The 15978-nt window shown below is 52.7% G+C and carries 13 protein-coding genes; 3 read left to right on the plus strand and 10 right to left on the minus strand.

What is annotated here, in order from left to right:
• Positions 1–6: 6 nt before the first annotated feature.
• From LQ945_RS00630 to LQ945_RS00665, 8 genes are all read right to left on the minus strand, one after another.
• A complete protein-coding gene (locus tag LQ945_RS00630; RefSeq protein ID WP_270102032.1) occupies positions 7–1437 on the minus strand; it encodes a hypothetical protein in 1431 nt (476 codons plus the stop codon).
• Complete coding sequence (locus LQ945_RS00635; protein WP_270102033.1) at positions 1434–3185, minus strand: hypothetical protein; 1752 nt, start codon at positions 3183–3185, stop codon at positions 1434–1436. The genes LQ945_RS00630 and LQ945_RS00635 overlap by 4 nt, the downstream gene beginning before the upstream one ends.
• A 4-nt stretch (positions 3186–3189) precedes the next feature.
• Positions 3190–4779, minus strand: a complete 1590-nt coding sequence (locus LQ945_RS00640; RefSeq protein WP_270102034.1) for a Hint domain-containing protein — start codon at positions 4777–4779, stop codon at positions 3190–3192.
• Between the two features lie 78 nt (positions 4780–4857).
• A complete protein-coding gene (locus LQ945_RS00645) occupies positions 4858–5382 on the minus strand; it encodes a hypothetical protein (protein WP_044551028.1) in 525 nt (174 codons plus the stop codon).
• A 551-nt stretch (positions 5383–5933) separates the two neighbouring features.
• Entirely contained in the window at positions 5934–6128 is a 195-nt protein-coding gene (locus tag LQ945_RS00650) for a ribbon-helix-helix protein, CopG family (RefSeq protein ID WP_270102035.1), read from the minus strand.
• A 56-nt stretch (positions 6129–6184) separates the two neighbouring features.
• Complete coding sequence (locus LQ945_RS00655) at positions 6185–6973, minus strand: spermidine synthase (protein WP_270102036.1); 789 nt, start codon at positions 6971–6973, stop codon at positions 6185–6187.
• Positions 6974–7010: 37 nt separating this feature from the next.
• Entirely contained in the window at positions 7011–7466 is a 456-nt protein-coding gene (fabZ, locus tag LQ945_RS00660) for a 3-hydroxyacyl-ACP dehydratase FabZ (protein ID WP_020826847.1), read from the minus strand.
• A gap of 241 nt (positions 7467–7707) precedes the next feature.
• Positions 7708–8202, minus strand: a complete 495-nt coding sequence (locus tag LQ945_RS00665) for a TIGR00645 family protein (protein ID WP_044551034.1) — start codon at positions 8200–8202, stop codon at positions 7708–7710.
• A 299-nt stretch (positions 8203–8501) separates the two neighbouring features.
• Here LQ945_RS00665 and LQ945_RS00670 point away from each other — a divergent pair, with 299 nt between their 5' ends.
• From LQ945_RS00670 to LQ945_RS00680, 3 genes are all read left to right on the plus strand, one after another.
• Positions 8502–9962: a serralysin family metalloprotease gene (locus tag LQ945_RS00670; protein WP_270102037.1), complete on the plus strand. Its 1461-nt coding sequence runs from the start codon at positions 8502–8504 to the stop codon at positions 9960–9962.
• A 321-nt stretch (positions 9963–10283) separates the two neighbouring features.
• Positions 10284–12641 (plus strand): TonB-dependent receptor domain-containing protein, encoded by a 2358-nt coding sequence (locus LQ945_RS00675; RefSeq protein WP_270102038.1) that lies wholly within the window; start codon positions 10284–10286, stop codon positions 12639–12641.
• 95 nt (positions 12642–12736) lie between these two features.
• Entirely contained in the window at positions 12737–13555 is an 819-nt protein-coding gene (locus LQ945_RS00680) for a heme/hemin ABC transporter substrate-binding protein (protein WP_270102039.1), read from the plus strand.
• Here LQ945_RS00680 and LQ945_RS00685 read toward each other — a convergent pair.
• Complete coding sequence (locus LQ945_RS00685) at positions 13552–13845, minus strand: SelT/SelW/SelH family protein (protein ID WP_270102040.1); 294 nt, start codon at positions 13843–13845, stop codon at positions 13552–13554. The two genes, LQ945_RS00680 and LQ945_RS00685, sit on opposite strands and share 4 nt — an antisense overlap.
• A gap of 71 nt (positions 13846–13916) precedes the next feature.
• Entirely contained in the window at positions 13917–15875 is a 1959-nt protein-coding gene (locus tag LQ945_RS00690) for a sigma-54-dependent Fis family transcriptional regulator (protein WP_270102041.1), read from the minus strand.
• Positions 15876–15978 lie beyond the last annotated feature (103 nt).

The following is a 15978-nucleotide window of genomic DNA, read 5'->3' on the forward strand; positions in this document are numbered from 1 at the left end:
ATGTGACTACTTGTATTGCAGTTTGATGGGGCTGGCGCTGGCCTGTTGAGGGCCAGAGTCGTAGGTTTTCGGGAAAATCGACGAGGTTTTTCCTTGCCAGCGGTACTCGATTCGGCCGTTCAGTCCGGCTGAATGAGCATTGATCCACCAGTTGGCCAACCAGGGCTGGGCAGGAAACGCAAAGCTGAAGTTCTGTTTTTTACCCTGGCCGGCAGGGGTGTAACTGGCACTGCCGGAAAGGGTTTTGAAATCAGCCTTCAGGTGTTCGGCTTCAAACAGCACGCTGTAAAAACCCAGGTCTTGCGGGGTGAGTGCGATAGCGTCTTGCCAGCCGAGCGATTTTTCATAGCTGGAGTAGTCGGAAAAGGTCACTTTGAGGGTGATTTCGCTCACCGGGCTTGGCGTTTTTAAAGTCACCGGCGGGAAGCTGGGCCACTGCATAGGCGTTTGTTCACCCGCATAGCGCAGTTCGATCGACATAATGTTGAAACCATTAGGGTTGAACCCCAGGCTGACCACGCACTGCCGGTGTTTGACCGGTTTATCCGGCCTGCTGGGCTCCGGCAACGGCGTTGCCGTAAAGGTGATGATGCTGTCGGCGGGCAGTTGGCCGAGCAGGGCGGCGATATCCTGCTGCTGCGCGAGCAAATAGCTTTGCAGTACGCTATTGCTGTATTTCACGTCATAGCTGAGCTGGTTGGGGATCTCATCTATGGAGTGGATATTTCGCAGCGTGTTGCTGACCAATTGCGATGCGGTTTTCACCAGCGCGTTTCTGACCAGTTCACGGGTCTGCTCCGACGGGGCATTGTCGAACTGCTCCAGCAGCATGACCACGCCGGCGTCGATCTGTTGGTTAAGCAGAATGGCAATGGCCTCTGGCTGGCGAGCCTGTTGGTTGAAGGCCAGGGTCAAAAAGGCCACCCAGTCCGTTTCCAGGCTGGCGGTGACGCGGCTGCTGACGGTGAACTTGCTGTGCGTCACCAGGTAAACCTGGTTTTTGGCCCCGCGAACGGCATTGTCCAACAACGCTGACTCGGCATGGGTCAGCGGCATTTTTGACTGTTCAAACTCGACGTTATAACTGTCAGATTCAGGCTGGTGAGCAAAACGCAGAAACAGCGTCTGGCGAATATCGCCTTGTTCCAGACGGATCGGTTTCGGCGCAGGAATGAAATGCTGGCGGATGTAAGCCTCAATTGCCGCGGTATCGACCGGCATATTGGGGGCGATGAAGGTCGCCAGGCCGCCGCCGGGGCTGGTCAGCAAATGCAATGCGCTGACCTTGCCACCCGGAGTGTCCATTATCACCTGCGGTATGAAACTGCCGTAGGTGTAGCACTCGGCGGGCAGGCTTTGGTCGTGGAAAGCAAAGGCCCTGCCAAGCAGGAAAAAATTCTGCAATGCTTGTTGCGGGTTCAACTCATCAGTGTTCATTTTTCACCTTTGACATCAATCGTTTGATCGCCGGTCACAATCTCGGACCATGGGCTATCGTCGGTTTTGTAACGAAATCCGGCTGCAAAAATAGAGGTAACGTTCCATCGATAATCGAAGCTGTTTTGCTGGTGGGTAAAGATGTGATCCGTCGTGCGGCTTTCGTTTTGCTGCTGGAATGTCACCTTGAAAGTGGGCAGGTTGTCCGGAAAATGGACGGTGATACGCGCCTGCTGCGCACCAAATTGCGGGAAGCTGTAAGCGCCGATAGTGGTGGCTTGAGTTATCGGCATGGGCAAAGCGACAACGCCGGTGTCGCCTAGCTGGTAGGCCGTCGCTTCGGCATAGGTTTCGTCGCCGAGAATAGGGCAACTGAAATAGGAGGCGGCCGCGGTTAACGCCAAATCCTGCAGCCAGCCGGCGGAATGATAAAGCCCGCTAATTCGGCTTTGCCGGGCAAACCCCGGATCAAGGCTGATGGTCAGAAATTGGCAGGGCAGCGCGGCGTAATCCAGTACCAGCGCAGGCTTGGCGCAGGAGCGCAGTTCGCTACTCAGCTTGCGCCAACTGCCATCCTGTGAATAGTTGACCCGAATTTGGTAGAAGAAAGGCACCACTTCCAGCGCGCTGGTTTTGAAGCGGAAAATCAATCGGCTTTGATCTGGCGTCAGCATCTTCGTTTGCGTCTGCTCCACCGGGTAAATATCGCCACCCGGCAGGGTTAGCTGAATATCGACAGACACGCTGCTTTTCAACCCAAGCGGATAGGCGTAAAAGACGTCGATCTCCCGCTCACCCGAGGGCAATGGTGGGGCCGTAGAACGGTGAATAATGGCATCGGGAGTGGTTTTGACGATTTGCTGCGCAGCGGCAAAGGGATCCAGTATGAAGCACAGAGGGCGTCGACTCAGCACCAGCGAATCGAGTTTGAAAATCACCCGGCCGCCTTGATCAGGCACCGTCAGGGCAATCATTGCCGTGTTGCTGGAGGCCGGACCGGCGTAGGGAGAACCCAGCAAATTGTAAAGCCGATCAAGCAACGCCTGACTGAAAAGCAGGTTTTGTTCAGGATCCTTTGTCGGCAAAGGCGGGCTGATTTGCAGCGGTAACAAAGCAATATTTTGATAGATATATTGCGTCAACAGGCCGTAATCAAAGGCCACCCGACTGTCGTCGAGAGTTTGTGAACCTTTGACCCCGTTGGCTAAATCAAGCATCAGCGCCCTGGGATCAAATTCGACGGAATAGGCCAGACGGGGCGAGACGCCCTCAACAAACCCGTCCATACGGGCATTAAAACCGAGTGTTTCATCCTGCAGGGTTTTCTCAATCAGCTCGGTGCTGGCCGAATTGAGCAAAATAATAAATTGAGTGCACTGCGCCGAATACCAGGTGGGGTCATAGCTTTGCCCGCTGAGGGCGCTGTGATACTCAATAGGGACGTTAAACCCCAGGCTGCCGGGCAACACGGGCAGCACCTTAATGGCTTTATCCGGGTGCTGTTGTTTGAACTCCGCCAGGCTTTGCTCGCCGGCATACTGCAGTTCGACAGTGAAATTCAACCAGCCGTAGACGCTGTCGGTACTGGGACTGCGGACAATATCCAACGAGAACGCCAGTGGATCAGCAACCAGAATACTGACGGATTCGGGGTATAAAAAATAGGCGTCGTTTTGCCGATAAGTGGCAATAAACCTTTGCCTGTCGGTGACGATAATCTGCTCAAAGTCCGGGTATCCCTCATACATGAGATTATTTCCCCGCTTTATCGAGATGATTTTGATAATCCTGATGCCATTCTTTCGGCAATTTGCTCAGCACGTTAGCGGGGCGCTGATGATATTCATCCTCATAGATCCTTTGCATCTGAATATCACCCACCAGTATGCCGTTGGCATACAGGCAGTTATCGGTGTAGTGCTCGTCGTGGGAGGAAAGTTGCAGGTTGTAGACTTTCAGAACGCCCTGCTGTTGAACAATGCTAATGATTTCGCTTTCGCCATCCAGGGTGATTAATTTACTGGATGGGGTTAATTCCCGAGCTATGACCACGCCTGACGGCGTGATGAAAGGGTGGCCCAAACTGGTGGTGATATTATTTTTCTTACCCGTGCTATTGCGCACGCTAATCTTGATATAATGGTGCTCCTGGCCGCTGGTAACCGCCTCAACGCGTAGCGGTTTATTATTTTTCGATAATACAGTCTCACCAATATCTATGGCGGAAATCGGTTTTTCACTGCCATTCTGCATTAGGATTTTGCTGTCACCCGCCAGGCACCCGTACACGATACGCATCGGTTTTAATTGTACGGTATTTAAAAAACGTTGGTCCGGTTCGATTTCTTTCGGAGCATTGGTAATAAACGCAACTATGCTTTTCCCCTCAACGTTAAGAATGACCTTGAAAACATAATAGATCCATTCGCCCGAATCAAAATTGACCTGATTAAACCTCAGCCAGTCCAGGTCCCAGGAAATATTGTTGCCATTGATTCGGGTGTTAGCGGAGTTGAAAATATTATAGTTACCAAAAGGAGTGACGGGATCGCCACCCGCCCGCGTGCGGATTAGATAAATAGTATTACTGGCTTTAACCGGCTGGCCACCGCTAAGTTCAATTTGACCCAGATAGGTGATATTTCCTTTGATGGGCACTCTGACCGAGCCGTCATAGGTATTACGGTAGTCGCAGTCGGGTTCATCACGGGTTAAACAAATCTTTATTTCGTTCGGGTTGATAATACTTCGAGGCGACTCATTGTAAATATCCTTGGGATAACTCTGCGTGGTGATAATTTCTGCGCCGTATATCGTCTCTCTGTCAATCGTTTGGGCAAAGGTATAAATCACCGTGACCGGATAATCGGTAGCGATCTGGCTGCCTGGATAAACCCCATTGGCGCTGAGGGTACAGTCTGCGGCATAGACATAAGCCTGGTTGTAGTTCACCGTGCCGACATTAACCGCTTCGCCGTCAAACAGTCCCAGGGTTTGCGTCACGTTGGCGGCGGATACCGGCAGGGAGCCAATGGCGTCAGCACGGTAATTGCTGCCGTCGGTAGAATCCAGCCGCACTATGCTGTAGACCGGTTGAGCCGACCCGTTATTGGCCTCGGTCAACCGGCCGCCGCTGCGTTTTAGCCGTTTTGTTTCTTGCCAGCATTGGGTGAACTGCGGGGAGTAGCCTGAGGTGAGGCCGGCAAGTTTGAGTTGAATGTCATAAAAACTGACCAGCAAGGGATCGCCGGGCTCAATAATAAACAGTCCGGTGTTGCTATATTTGCCGATGACATTTTTGACAATACTCTTTTCATCTGACGTATAACCTTGTGTGATCATAATATCAGCACCCAATAGTATTTAGATGTAAACGCAGGGAATAACCTATGAGATTAAAAAAGAATTTGAGCTTTGCGTTTATTTACAGGTTTCTTTGCAGTAAGAATAAATAGCGCTCAGACTGTCGGAACCAAGATATTGTTCAAATTCACCGTCGGTAGGGTCGATATCAGGATCCAGCGTCATGCCATACAGCTCTTGAGCAAACATCGCTTTGGTCGCTGAAGGCTTACTTTTAAAGTAAGTTTTTAACTTTCCTTTGCTGACTTTTCGTATCCAGGCAAATTCGCCCCCCAGGGCAACTTTGCCGGTGAAGATGAAGTCTTTACTGGTATAAAAACTGATGTCGTTAGGGTAAACCTGATAACGAACAACCTGTTGGACTTCAATATTATGCAAAGTCTCTTCCCAGGTTTCTCTTTTAATGACGTTTAACGCAAAATACTTACCGTCAACCGGGCCGTCTTTTGCATCTGCGGTACCCCCAAATAACATTGGGCAGCCTCTGGCGAAGCCGGTGTTTTTTAACCCTAAAAGAATAAAATCATTATTCCCAACGGCCGCAGGGTTACTGTCGAGAATGACGTATTTTTTAATGGGCATAGTCAGGTCCTTATGCATTTTTCAGTATAAAAATAAGGTTTATTGGTCGGTTCGGGAGCGATGAATGACTCATCATCAACAATAGCAATGGCGACTAAAAAATCAACCAACACATAAAAATAAATGAAGTGTTTTAAAGTGTTTTGACAGATAGTCAAATAAATCACTGCGTTAACCGGGGCAGGAAAAAAACGTTTAAACAATCAAATAAAGAGGAGGTTGTTGTTAATTTTTTCGTTAATAAATTCTTTACTCTTATTAAATCAATGCATTGTATTCCCATTGCGTCAATATGATTTTCTTGTTATTTAAATAATGGTGAACCGTTAGCTTTGAAATTAGTTCATTGTTAGGATTTTCTTTAATCATAATGGTTGTGAATACTTAAACAAACCGTTGAGAGTGGTGAGAAAATCCACGCATTGTTCATTAATTCAGTGTGGCGTTAATGCTAAAGCTTCCGCCGGATTAGGGCGGAAAGCGTCAGAAGCCGAACGAAGGGCCAACGTGATCCGGATCCGCCAGATGGTATTGTTGTGCGCCATCTGATGTCAGACGCTGTCCACCCGAGGATTGGAGTGGGTAGGCTGGCTGGGATACTCCACCTGGTGCTTGTGCAGATAGTCACGTATCAACTGACGGATCACCTGAGAGGGGGTCACGTCCTGTTGCAGACAGAGTTCTTCCAGGGCTTTTTTCTTGTCTGGGTCGATAAGGACGGTCAGACGCGCCGTTTTCTTTTCCATGGTGGTTGCTCCAGAGGATGATAATCAAATGATCATAGCAGGGCGGCAATACCGCCTCAGCTAAAGTGCAGCCGTTCAATTTTGCGCGACAGGTAGCGAAGATCGCAGCTAAAGCTTGGTCCTACCTCTGCGGAAAGGCGGCGCAGCAGGCTGAGCGGCGTTTCGGTACTGGCAAGCGCAGCGTAGATAATCACGTTGCCGCTGGGTGCCACGCAGTACAGAACCGTGTTAAACACCCGGTGTAAGCTGTGATACAGCAGCGAGCCCTCATCCGGCACTTCATGGTAGTTCAGCACTAGCCAGCCCGGATCCGAAAGCCGGTCGGCGCACTGTGCCAAAAAGGCCTGCGTGCCCTGTTGCGGATCCATGGTAAAGGCGCTGTAGAGGTCGGAAAAAATCAGGTCATAACGCTGCTCGGCGGGGGCCCGCAAGAAATCCGCGGCATCGGCGATATGCATAGTGATGTTTTGCTCGGCAGGCAAAGTGAAGTATCGGCGGGCGACAGACACCACCGCCTGGCGCAATTCCACCACTTCCAACAGCATATTGGGATCATAGGCGTGCAGCGCCCGCACCAGGCCACCGCCGCCCAGCCCCAGGATCAGTGCAGAGGCGGGGGGCTGCCAGGCGACTGCCATCAGCATGGTTTTGATGTAGTTGTGAACCGGCACCTGCGGCTCGCTGATGCACATTTTGCTCTGTTCGCAAATGCCGTCAAAACGCAGGGTACGGTAACCCTTGTGATCGGAGACGATAATTTCGCCGCAGTGATCCCACTCCCGTGCAATGACCTGACCGCGAGGGGAGAAATCCAGGCTATTTAGCAGCTTATCAACCAAAGACATAGTAATTTCTTCAAGCCTCCATCCTAAAAAGGCAGCCTTACTTACGGGCGCACATAAATTCTGCGGTACATATCCTGCGGCCATTGACCGACGCACGGCCAGAAAATCGGGCAATGCCGGAGCGCTGTCGGACAAATGTAACTTCCATACAGAGTTGGTCACCGGGACGTGCCGAACGATAGAAACGGGCGCGATGGATGGCCGCAAAATAGTAATGCTCGCCTGGCAGCAACGGGCTGAGAAAATAATGCGCCAACAGGCCGGTGGTCTGCGCCAGCGCTTCGACCATCAACACGCCGGGAAACACCGTCATCTGATGATGGCCGGTCCAGAATGTCGGTTCGTTGGCGGTGATATTTTTGATGGCGCTAAGGCGGCCTTCGGCAATGCAAGTGCCGGCAGGCAGGATGCGGTCAACCAGCAGACAGGGAAAACGGTGTGGCAGGATAGATTGAACATCCTGGTACTGCAGGGGATTACCATTTAGCGGCATGTGTGTTTCGGATCCTGTCAGCGGGACAAAGCTCAGCTTGCGTGGGCCTCTGTGCCGGTCGAAGTGTAATAACATTATAATGTTATTATCATCAGATGCACCAAATGAAAGCCGCCTGGGTTGAAAAACAGCGAATAACGTCAGCCGATTCAAACGCCAGTAAGCACAACTCGTTGAAGAAATTGCGTGTTTTGAGGGGGAGAGGGCTAACCGCCAGCAGGAGACTGGCGGCCAAGGGGGATCAGTTTTTGTAGCGCGTCAGCTTATCGAGGTAACCCATCACAAAAGCCGAAAGAACAAAGGTCAGGTGGATGATCACATACCACATCAGTTTGTTGTCCGGCACGTTTTTGGCGTCCATAAACACCCGCAGCAGGTGAATGGAGGAAATGGCGACAATTGACGCGGCAACCTTGTTTTTTAATGAGGTGGCATCCATCTTGCCCAGCCAGCTCAGTTTCTCTTTGTTTTCGCTGATATCCAGCTGCGAAACAAAATTTTCATAGCCCGAGAACATCACCATCACCAGCAGGCCACCCACCAGCGCCATATCGACCAGCGAGAGCAGCGTCAGAACCAGATCCGCTTCGGCTATGGAGAAAATGTTCGGCAGAACATGCAGTATCTCCTGGAAAAATTTAATCGACAGCGCCAGCAAGGCCAGGGACAGGCCGAAGTAAACCGGAGCAAGTAGCCAACGGGAGGCGTACATGGCATTTTCTAGAAAGCGTTCCATAGTCATCTGAGTTCGTTACAAAAAGTGGGGTACAGTATAACGCAAGAGGCCCGCCCAAAAGCAAGAGAGCCCGTGAGGATTGAAAGGGGACTTCGCAGAGCCATGTGAAAGAAATATGCCCCTTTAATGACTGCGTGTTTTTAAGCTATTTACTCCACGAAAAAATATTTTATCAATATATATTGAGCTATTTGAAAATCAGACTAGCCTTTAAATGCTGCATAGTGATATTGCAGTGGTTTTTTATATCGCGAGCGAATTATATATAACGGAAATGAATTAACCTAATGGAGATGGATATGGATAATTCCCTAAATGGAAAAACCAACGGTTGGGATAGTGTTAATGATTTGCTGAATTACCATAATAGAGGCAATGGTTCAACCATCAATAATAAGCCTTCTTTTGATATAGAAGCGGCAGGCGAGCAAATAGCGCGTAGTGAACAAACCTGGAATGGTACTCACGTCATCGGCCAAGGTGCCACGGTCACTTACTCCTTCCCGGATTGGGATTATAATAAGAGCAATTTAAATGGTCGCTTTGAAAGCCAGGATACCGGGCTTAGCGCCTTTACTGCCGCTCAAAAAGCACAGGCCAAGCTTTCCCTGCAGTCTTGGGCCGATGTGGCCAACCTTAATTTCGTCGAAGTAGCCCCGGGGCAGAAGTCCAACATTACCTTCGGCAATTATGAAGGCGACGGCCAGGCTTATGCGATTAAACCTTTTACCGGCGCAGGTAAAGATTATCGCGGGCACAATACCGACGGTCAAAGCTGGTTCAATATCAATTACGATTATGCAGATCCTCGTGACGGGGTTTATGCCAATTTGCACCCTGAACTGGGCAACTATGGCCGCCTGAGTATCACCCATGAATTGGGGCACACTTTGGGGTTGGATCACCCTGGGGTTTATAATGCCGGACAAAGCCCGAGCTACGCCAAGGCTACCTACGCCGAAGACACTCGCATGTTCAGCCTGATGAGCTATTGGGATGAATCTGTCACCGGCGGCGATCACGGCGGTTATTATGCCGCGGCTCCGCTGGTCGATGATATTGCTGCCATTCAGTATTTATATGGCGCCAATACCACCACGCGCACCGGTGACACGGTATATGGATTCAACTCTAATTCCGGCAGAGACTTCTACACCGCGACGGACAGCAGCCAGAAACTGATTTTCTCCGTCTGGGATGCGGGCGGTAACGACACCCTTGATTTTTCAGGGTATACGCAAGACCAACGCATTAATCTGACCGAAGGCTCTTTCTCTGACGTTGGCGGGTTGACGGGCAACATTTCCATCGCCGTAGGCGCCGTCATCGAAAACGCCATTGGCGGTTCGGGGAATGACGTCATTGTCGGCAACGACGCCGCCAATATTCTTCAGGGTGGCGCGGGGAACGACGTTATTTACGGTGGCGGCGGCCAGGATCAGTTATCCGGTGGCAGCGGCAGTGATATTTTTGTTTTCTCCGCCGTGAGCGATTCACCGTTCAAAGCACCGGATAAGATCCTCGACTTTGAAACCGGTATCGACAAGATTGACCTGTCTTTCTTTAATCAGGGCGAGAATGGCGCAGGATTTATTCATTTCGTTGACAGTTTCAGCGGTCAGGCTGGCGAGGCAACCCTGACTTACCATGCACAAAATGATTTTAGTGAATTGGCGTTGAATATAAGTGGCCATGCGACACCGGACTTCCTGGTGAATATCGTAGGCCAGGCAAATACCGCCACTGATTTTATTGTTTAATTCTGTCACGGTGGGCTATGCCCACCGCTTTATTACGGCTTTTATTCCCCCATGCTCCACAATGCCTCTGCGCCATGTCGGCTGCCGACGCCGCTTTGTAAGGATTTCGTAAGCGGTTTGGAAATATCTCATCAATGTATTTAATAAGGTTATAACGACGTTGCTTATGGTATGCATTGTCATTATTATCAATTTACTGAGTCTGCGAAGAAAGACCTTTATTTTACCATTATTAATTTCTCTTAATCCCTTTTGACTCGGTTAAACCCGAGTGGCGAAGCAACTGCGAGCAAATACTAATAATTAATGCAGGGCTAACACATGTGCAGAACTTTTAATTGCCGGGGAATTATCGGGCATTCCGCCTTATGGGGCGCGTTAATCGCCAGCGCCTTTAACGCCAATGCCGAAGTTAAGAAAACCTCATTAGAAAAGACCACGCAAAGTGAAGAGGAAATAACGGTGGTGGCGCCGGCTATTGAAAACAAATCCGGAACAATCACCACAATTACCGCGCAGGACATGCAGAAAAAAGGGGGTAATGATTTCGGTTCGATTATGCGTTACGAACCCTTGATCAGTGCCACCGGCGTCAGCGGGGGCTCATCATCGGGGAAAAGCGGTTTCGATCGCAGTGGGTATACCGGTTATAACATCCGTGGCCTGGAGAGCAATCGCGTCGGATTGGACGTCGACGGCATTCCACAGCCTGATGCCACTGGCCGCAGCTACGTCAGCCGCGCCGGGCTCAATACCTTTGGAATCGGCAGGGACTATATCGACCCTTACATGTACGGCCAGGTGGAGATCGAATCGGGCGCAACCTCGATTGAACGCAGTAATACCTCTATTGGCGGCGCCGTTTCATTTTTACCGAAATCAGCCGATCAGTACCTGTCCCCCACCAAACAGACCTACTTTGGTTATCAGAGCGATTACGATTCGTCTAATCGCAGCTGGCACAATGGCATTACCGCCGCTGCGGGCGATGAACAACTGCGCGGGGTGTTTGTTTACAGTCGCCGTGACGGCCAGGAAACGCGCAATAACAGCGGCACCCACCAGGCCTATCCGGCTAACTGGCACACCAATGCGCTGATGGCCTCCGGTATCTGGCAACCGAACGACGAGCACAAACTCACCGGCACGGTGGATTATTATGACAAAACCAACCATACCCATTACGACAGTTGGAACTCGGCCGGCAGTGCCATTCTGGGGACCGCCCAACAGCAAAGCAATACGCGCCGTTGGGGAGTGAGCCTGAAAGATGAATGGACGCCGTACAACGATTTTGTCGATACCCTGACCTCAAAAGTCTATTACCAACAGACTCAGGCGCATGACAACACCTATATGCCCACCAGCACTGGCAGCATGGAGCGGGTGTACTCCGACTACAACGTCAACACCTATGGTTTTGAAAGCCAGATAGCCAAAACATGGGGACGGCATACGCTGAGCGGGGGACTCAATGCAAGGTTGACCGATACCGAGCGACCGTTCCGTGAAGAGCCAGCACCCAGTGCATTTACCGCCATCATGCAGCCGGAATCCGACAGTCGCAGCTATGTGCTGGGCGGTTTTGTGCAGGACAGGATCCAGTTCGATCTCGACGGGCACGGTTTTGCCGTGGTACCGGGCGTACGCGTGGCTCACCAAAGCACCAAGCCGCAAAACCTGAGCAGCCTGACGACCGGCAGCACGGTGCTGACGGAGTCCGAGTTGGAAACGCTGTACGGCAAAAGCAACACCGATACCCAGGTCCTGCCGTCACTCAGCTTCCAGTACAATCTGACGCCGACGCTGATGACTTATCTCCAGTACAAACGCGGTGCGCAGTTCCCTAACGCCAGCCAACTTTATGGCTCATGGAACCTCGGCTCCAGCTACGCAGGCACCGCACAGTATGCGTTGATCGGCAACGCCGATCTGAATACCGAGACCAGCAATAACCTGGAATGGGGCGTGAAAGGAGATGTTGTCGAAGGCGTGACCCTGCGCACCTCGCTGTTCTACAACACCTATAAAAACTTCATTGCTTATACCCGCTACCAGCGTGCCAGCAGTCCGGACAAGTTTGCTAACGTGCCGTCCAATATCTACACCATCTATCAGGCAGAAAACCGCGACAAGGCCTATATCTACGGTGGTGAAATCAGCACCCGGCTGAATTTTGGCACCTGGTTTGAGCAGGTTAATGGCCTGAGCGCCAACTTTGCCCTGGGGTATAACCAGGGCAAGTCCAAGTCCAGTTACTCCGGCGATAAATATGTCGATATCGACAGCGTCGCGCCAATGAAGGCCATTGTCGGCGTGGCGTGGGACGATCCGGCAAAACGCTACGGCGCGGCGGTGACCGCGACCTTCGTTAAAGGCAAGCAGGCAACGGCCACCAACCGTGAAAGCTACAACAACGCCAGCGGCAGTACGCTCACCGACGCAACCACGGAATATTTGCGCGTGCCGGGTTATGGCCTGGTGGATATGTCCGCCTACTGGCAGGTGGCCCGTAATGTGAAGCTGAGCGGCGGTGTGTATAACATCACCGACAGAAAATACCGTGACTACCTGAGCAGCCGCGAACTCACGGACTCGACCCAACAGGATGCTTACGACAATGCGTTGGCCGTTATGCCGGGAAGAACTTTCCAGTTAGGCGTAAACGTGGATTTCTAAGCCCATCCTGCGGATGAACCCTTAACGTTCCTTATGCCGCCTTTCGTCAGCGAAGGGCGGCTATGTCATTCATCCCCCGTTGAAGGAGACACCCAATGAAACTGTGGATTATCGGCTTGCTGGCGCTGCCGTTTTCGGCCTTCGCCAACGAACGCGTGATTTCGATTGGCGGAGATATCACGGAGATTGTTTATGCGCTTGGCGCCCAGCAAAGCTTGGTCGCACGCGACAGCACCAGTCTGCAACCGCCGCAGGCCACGGAGCTGCCTAATGTCGGTTATATGCGGCTGCTCAACGCCGAAGGGATCCTGGCGATGAAACCCACGCTGGTGATCGCCAGCATGCTGTCGCAACCCTCGTTGGCATTGCAGCAGGTTGAGCAGGCCGGGGTAAAAGTCGTCACCGTGACAGGCAAACCCGAGCTGAGCGCGATCGACGAAAAAATAGCCGTGATCGCCGCCACCCTGGGCCGCGAAAAAGAGGGGAAAGCCCTGCAGGCAGAGTTGGATCGCCAGCTCGCCGCGATGCCGACGAACCCTTTGCCGGTCAAGGTGCTGTTTATCATGGCTCACACTGGGATCACGGCCATGGGTGCAGGCAGCGGCACCGCCGCCGATGGCGCCATTCGCAGCGCCGGGCTGCAAAATGCCATGGGCGGCGTAGCACGTTATCAATCGTTAACCCAGGAGGGCCTGGTGGCTGCTGCGCCGCAGTTGCTGGTGATAGGCAAAGGCAGTTTGCAACGAATGGGCGGAGAAGCGAACATCTGGGCGCTGCCCGGATTGGCTTTTACCCCGGCGGGTCAACAAAGACGTCTGTTGGTGATTGATGATAATGCACTGCTGAGTTTTGGCCTGGCCATGCCGGCGGCCATCGGCCAACTGCGGCAGGCGGCTCAAGCCGTAACCCCTTAACCTTTCTTACCTTTATTGTCTAGGTGCCCTAATGAGCGCTCGGGGAAACAATGGTCGCGCAAGCGCTGTTTCAATGCCGCCGCATCCGGAAAGCCGCCCTCGATTTTACGATCCCAAAGTACCACGTCGTCGACGGTGATTTCATAAATGCCACCGGTACCGGGCACCAGCGTGACGGCAGCTAAATCGGTGCTAAAGGTGTGGAGCAACTCTTGCGCCATCCACGCCGCACGTAGCAGCCAGTTGCACTGCGAACAATAGTGAATAGTAACAACAGGGGATGTTTTCATTGGCAGAACCTGAGCGGCGAGCGAGAACCTGCATCATCGAACGCCGCCGCAGTGCTGTCAAGCCGACATCCTTAGGGACGCAGCGAGGTCAAATCAATCTGCCACTTGTTGATTTTATTGTACAAGGTGGTGCGCGAAAGCCCGAGCAGACGAGCCGCCTGTCGCAGATTACCGTTACTGGACTCAATGATCTGAATGATATGGGCGCGTTCATTGTCCTCCAGACGGCTTGAGGGGATGGCTTCCTGTTCAGGAAAAGCTTGGGCGATCTCCCTGGGCAGATCATCCACGTCGATCAGCAACCCTTCGCACAGGTTCACCATCCGCTCCACCAGGTTTTCCAATTCACGCACGTTGCCGGGCCAGTGCCAGGCGTTAAGGCACACCATGGCCTGCGGCGAGACCTGCGGCGGGATCTTTTTCATCCGCGTACTCAGTTTGTGAATAAAGCCGTTGACCAGCCCGGCGATATCTTCCCGACGTTCACGCAGGGGCGGAACGGGGAGGGAAAGGACGTTCAGGCGGTAATAAAGGTCGCGACGAAATGCACCGTTCTCCACGGCCTGCAGCAAATCGCAGTGGGTAGCAGCAATAATTCGCACATTCACTTTGACCGGATGTGCCGCGCCAATCCGCAACACTTCGCCTTCCTGCAACACCCGCAGCAGGCTGGTTTGCGCATCCAACGGCATTTCACCGATTTCGTCGAGTAGCAGCGTGCCGCCGTCCGCCAGTTCGAATTTGCCTGCCGAACCGCCACGCCGCGATCCGGTAAAGGCGCCATCGACGTAGCCAAACAGCTCGCTTTGCACCAGATCGCGCGGCAAGGCGCCGCAGTTGACCGCGACAAAGGGTTCGTTGCAGCGCTCACCGCCGTTGTGGATTGCCTGAGCGAACAGCTCCTTGCCGGTGCCGCTTTCCCCCGTCAGCAAGACCGTACTGTCACTGCGGCTGCAGGTGCGCGCCTGTACGATCGCCTCCCGCATACGGCTGGAATGGCCGAAGATCATCTCGAAGGTGTAGCTGGCGCTCACGCCCATGACTCGTCGGGTGATGGCGCGGATACGCTGATTTTCACGCAGGGAGAGCACCCGGCCATTATCCGGCGCAGGCATCAGCGAAATCACGCAGCAGAGGGCCGGCTTGCCGACGGGCATAAAGACCATTTCGCGATCGTTGCAAAACGGCATGGTTAACAACGATCCGGATTGGGGACGCAACAGCTCATCAATCGGCGTATCGCCGGGCTCCAACCCGCCAAAAATTTGGCGAGCATAGCGGTTGACCGTTTTCAGCCGGCCGTGGCCATCGCAGACCATCACGCCTTCATTCAGGGTTTCCAAAATGGACTGTTGCTCGGCCAGCAGCCGGTGCAGCTTGAGCTGCTGACCGATGGCTTCCGCCGCCGCCTGCACGGTACCCAGAGTGTGGGCATTGAAATTATCCGGCGTGGCGGTGAGCGTCAGCACGCCAATCATGACGCCTTCGGCGTTGCGCACCGGCGCGGCGGCGCATTGGCGATGTCGTTGCCGCAGGCCCATTTTCCAGTTTTCACCGCTGAGCACATACACCAGCCGCTGTTCCAGCAGGCAGCGTGCGGTGCAGTTGGTGCCCTGAACCTCTTCACACAAGATGCTGCCGATCGGCGTCATGTCCGCGCCACAGTAGTGAAGGGTGACGCCATGGGCATCGGTCAGGTTGATGTGACCGTCGGGATTATAGGCCAGCAGGTTTTCCATAATGCTGCGCGCCACGGCAATCAGCTCGGCATTGTGCGCCAGGATCGCCAGCAGTTGGTCAGCCGGCGGGGCGTGATAGACAAATTCATCCGGGTCGATGCCGTATTCCCGCGAGCGCCGCCAGGATTGCAGAATCGACTTGCGTATCCAACCAGGCTGTCCGCCTTCATTAAACGCCTGCCATCCTTGCCAAAACAGGCTGTCCCATTCACCGGATTCCGCCCCTTCAGGCAGGCTGAATATCGGATCGCTCTCGTCTTTGATCGGCATCAGGCCGGCGGCTGTCTGCATGGTGCGCCCCGCTGTTTGGAATGTAATGTTCATTTTATTGACATGTGAAATTGACATGTCAATTTAGTTGTCACTTTGTTGTGCCTATCTGTGCAACGTCTCA

Origin of the sequence: Serratia liquefaciens (assembly GCF_027594825.1) — a bacterium.
GTDB classification, from domain to species: Bacteria; Pseudomonadota; Gammaproteobacteria; order Enterobacterales; family Enterobacteriaceae; genus Serratia; species Serratia liquefaciens_A.